General features: G+C 45.3%; 4 protein-coding genes. All 4 read left to right on the forward strand.

Annotated features, from left to right (window positions below):
* Positions 1-86: 86 nt before the first annotated feature.
* Complete coding sequence (locus AC29Z1_RS15115; protein ID WP_488272286.1) at positions 87-497, forward strand: ExbD/TolR family protein; 411 nt, start codon at positions 87-89, stop codon at positions 495-497.
* Positions 497-1,225, forward strand: a complete 729-nt coding sequence (locus tag AC29Z1_RS15120) for an energy transducer TonB (RefSeq protein WP_488272287.1) — start codon at positions 497-499, stop codon at positions 1,223-1,225. Before AC29Z1_RS15115 ends, AC29Z1_RS15120 begins: the two co-directional genes overlap by 1 nt.
* A gap of 17 nt (positions 1,226-1,242) precedes the next feature.
* Positions 1,243-3,234, forward strand: a complete 1,992-nt coding sequence (locus AC29Z1_RS15125; protein WP_488272288.1) for a TonB-dependent receptor plug domain-containing protein — start codon at positions 1,243-1,245, stop codon at positions 3,232-3,234.
* 37 nt (positions 3,235-3,271) lie between these two features.
* Positions 3,272-3,592 (forward strand): iron chelate uptake ABC transporter family permease subunit (locus tag AC29Z1_RS15130; RefSeq protein ID WP_488272289.1); only part of this gene is annotated, 321 nt, incomplete at its 3' end.

Here is a 3,592-nt window from a genome sequence, read left to right on the forward strand (position 1 = left end):
TTTCAACCACCGGTTGGATCAGATGATTACTAATGTTGAGCAGATTTGCCTGCTGGTACTGGGGCATATCAAACAGGAGAAACATCATGAAATTGCGTAATTTGCGTTCAGAGCGTCAGCCCAAGCTGATGATTATTCCCATGATTGATATTATCTTCTTTTTGTTAGTGTTTTTTATTATGAGTACTCTTTATATGGTTGAGCAGCAAACCATTCCTGTTAATTTACCTCAGGCTGTTTCCGCGCAGAGTGATAAACCGCATAGTGTGGCCATTGCCGTTACCAAAGATGGCCGGATACTGTTTGAACAGGAAGAGATACCGCTGGAACTATTGCAAAAACGGGTAAAACTGGAGATGGCTAAGCAGGGAGACCTGGTTTTTATTCTGCGGTCTGATAAAGCAGCGGAATATGGTAAAGTTGTGGCTGTCCTTGATGAATTGAAATTAGCGGGAGCCCAACGGGTGGCTATCGCTACTGAAAGGAAGGGTCAGTAATGGATTGGGGGGCAGGTTCACGTTGGCGAAAAGCTTTGGCTATGTCGTTAATTTTCCACAGTATTGTGTTAACCGGAGCCGGCTGGCTGGCAGGACAGGCTTTATTATCTGAACCTATACCGGAAACACTGATTGAACTGGAGTTAACCGATGGGCCGGAAGGACCGCTCCTAGCAAATACCGAACCAGCGGCAGCTCCGGCCAGTCAGCCGTCTGTGCCTGATTTGCCGCAGCCTACACTGGTGCAGCCAGCACCAGTAGCTGAATCAACGCAGCCAGTACCAGTAGTGGCGACCAGTGAGATGGCGATGGTAGCTGTTGATAATAATGCTGTTGCCGCCAGTGCATCAGTGGCGGGCGGTGGCGGAACACCAGTTGGCGGTGGTGCTTCCGGCGTGGGTCAAGGCACTGGTAGTGGCAATGGTACTGGTCGTGGCACGGCTGGGGGCGTTATTCCGCCGGGGATATTGTCACGCCGCGAGCCTAATTATCCGGAGCAGGCGCGGCGGGCCGGCATTGAGGGCACAGTCGTGCTCAAAATTGAAGTTTTGCCCAATGGTCGTGTAGGAACGGTAACTATCCAGCAATCGAGTGGTTCAGAATTGTTGGACGAAGCGGCTGCGGCTGCTGTGCAGCGCTGGCGCTTTGTTCCAGCCAAGGTACGGGAGACAGGCCAGGCTATTGCCTGCCAAACTATTTTGCCAGTGGTTTTTAAACTGAAAGCGTAACCAAGGAGAGAAGAATTATGAAAAGCAAAAAAAATAAAAAAACAAGCAAATGGCTATGTGCTATGGTAACCAGTGCGTTGCTCTTTCAAATACCGGGCATTGTACTGGCCGAGGAAACAGACAATCAAGAAGTATTTTCACTGGATGCGATGGTGGTAACAGCTAACCGGGTACCGACAGAAGCCTCGAAAACGGCGGCCAATGTTACGGTTGTTTCCAAAGAACAGATTGAAAATGGACCTTATGCCAACTTGGGTGATGTACTGCGGGATGTTAACGGGGTTATTGTTACTTCCAAAGGGTTTGCCGGTGCCGGTCAGACAATCTTTTTAAACGGCGATGACCGCGTACTGGTTATGATTGATGGGCGAAGAATCAGCCGCCCTCAGGGTACAGTAAATGGCGGCAGGGCCAGTATTGATCTCAACTCCATTATTTCCCTGGATAATATTGAGCGAATTGAAATTGTCAAGGGCGGTGCCAGTGCGTTATACGGTTCTGATGCTGTCGGCGGAGTCATTAATATCATTACCCGCAAAGGTACGGAATCTAAAACTACGGTAGACTTCTCTGCCGGCTCCTGGGGTGCGCGCAACTACGGCTTGAGTACTCAGGGCAGCGAAAATGGCTTCAGTTGGTACATTACCGCCAATAAAAAGGAACAGGATTATGCGAAATACAATGTACTTAATCCTGATTTAACACCCGGCAGCAATAAAGGGGACAGTTATCGCTGGCCTAATTCCCGTTATGAGGGCGAAGGCTTTACTATGCGGCTGGATAAAGAGATTGATGACAACCGTTCTCTTACATTCAATTTTGAACATTGGAATGATGAAGGTGGACGGCCTGTTTCAGTTAGTTCTCCTAACGGGCCTTTCGATTATTTGACAAGTTTATCAAATAACTGGGCATTGACTTATGATTTCAATAAGCAGAAAGCTGTAGCGGGTTTTGCCCGAATATATGCCAACTATGCAAGCCAGGGATTTTATGGTACGTATAAAAGTAGGGTACAGGGTTTTGCCTATCAGACGGGCTGGCAACTGGATGAAAAACAAAAACTGATTGCTGGCGTCGACTGGGAAAAAGGAAAAGTTTTGGAAAATACATATCAGGATGAATATCAAGAGACCGAAAATTATACCAATAAATCAGTTACTAATACAGCAATCTATTTGCAGGATATTTTTAAGTTAGACGACAAATGGACAATGACACCAGGCGTGCGTTATGATCACCACAGCAAGTTTGGTGGACAGACGACTCCCAAAGTGAATGTGAACTATAGTGCTGACAGCGATACCGATATTTACTTCTCGTACAATAAAGTATTTAAGGCACCAACTCTAGATGATTTGTATTATGATTTGGACTACCCAGCTTATGGTTCATGGGCAAAAGGAGATCCTAATCTTAAGCCGGAAAAAGGTCATGTAATTAGTGTCGGAGTGAATAAAAAACTTGATGATAATACATTGGTAACTGCCAATTATTTTACCAGTGAATTGACCAATGCTATTGACTGGGACTGGGACGAATTTTGGAATTCAAAGGTACGTAATATTGCCGAACAAAAGAAACGCGGTTTCGAACTTGATGTTAAGCATAAGTTGTCGGAGCACTACTATACCGAACTGGGGTATTCCTATGTAAATATTAAGGAAAATCGTGATAATGCCGGTTATACACGCGATCGCAAAAATAGTCAGCCTAATGGCTATCGAGTAAAAGTAGGTTATACGGATTCTAAGTTAGATGTGAATGTCAACGGTCAGAGTGCAACAGGTCTTGATAAAAATTATTTCGTTGACAGCAACTACTGGGTATGGAACTTATCTGCTAATTATAAAATGACGCAAGATGCCAGTATCTATTTCAATATCTATAATTTAGGAGATAAAGCATATGAGTTGAACTCTAGCATTGCTTCTGACGGCAGCGGTAAACGGGGCAACTACCCCATGACATCCCGCCATTTCGTATTGGGAGTTAAATACTCTTTCTAAAATGATAGGTATGAAATAATAAAAAGGATAAGATAAGATGATAGGCAGGGTTAAAAGTAAAGTAATGTTTTTCTGCGGGATGGGAATCCTGCTGATTGTTGTAAGTGTATGTTCGTTAGCCTGGGGACAGGTAACCGTACCTATCAATGCCACCTTGGCTATTATTGGCCAACAGTTACATTTACCCGGTATCGCGGCAGCAGATATTACGCAAGAACAAATTTCGGTTATCTGGCATATTCGCCTGCCGCGTATGCTGGTAGGGCTTTTAGTGGGGGCGGCGCTAGCAGTTTCAGGAGCTGTTATGCAAGGCATATTTAGCAATCCGTTGGCCGATCCTGGAATTATCGGGGTATCC

It is taken from the genome of Sporomusa sp., from assembly GCF_057736855.1.

Bases quoted from the DNA above. Each gene is read 5' to 3' on its own strand.
- AC29Z1_RS15115 (WP_488272286.1), top strand. From the start codon at position 87: ATGAAATTGCGTAATTTGCGTTCAGAGCGTCAGCCCAAGCTGATGATT.
- AC29Z1_RS15120 (WP_488272287.1), top strand. From the start codon at position 497: ATGGATTGGGGGGCAGGTTCACGTTGGCGAAAAGCTTTGGCTATGTCG.
- AC29Z1_RS15125 (WP_488272288.1), top strand. From the start codon at position 1,243: ATGAAAAGCAAAAAAAATAAAAAAACAAGCAAATGGCTATGTGCTATG.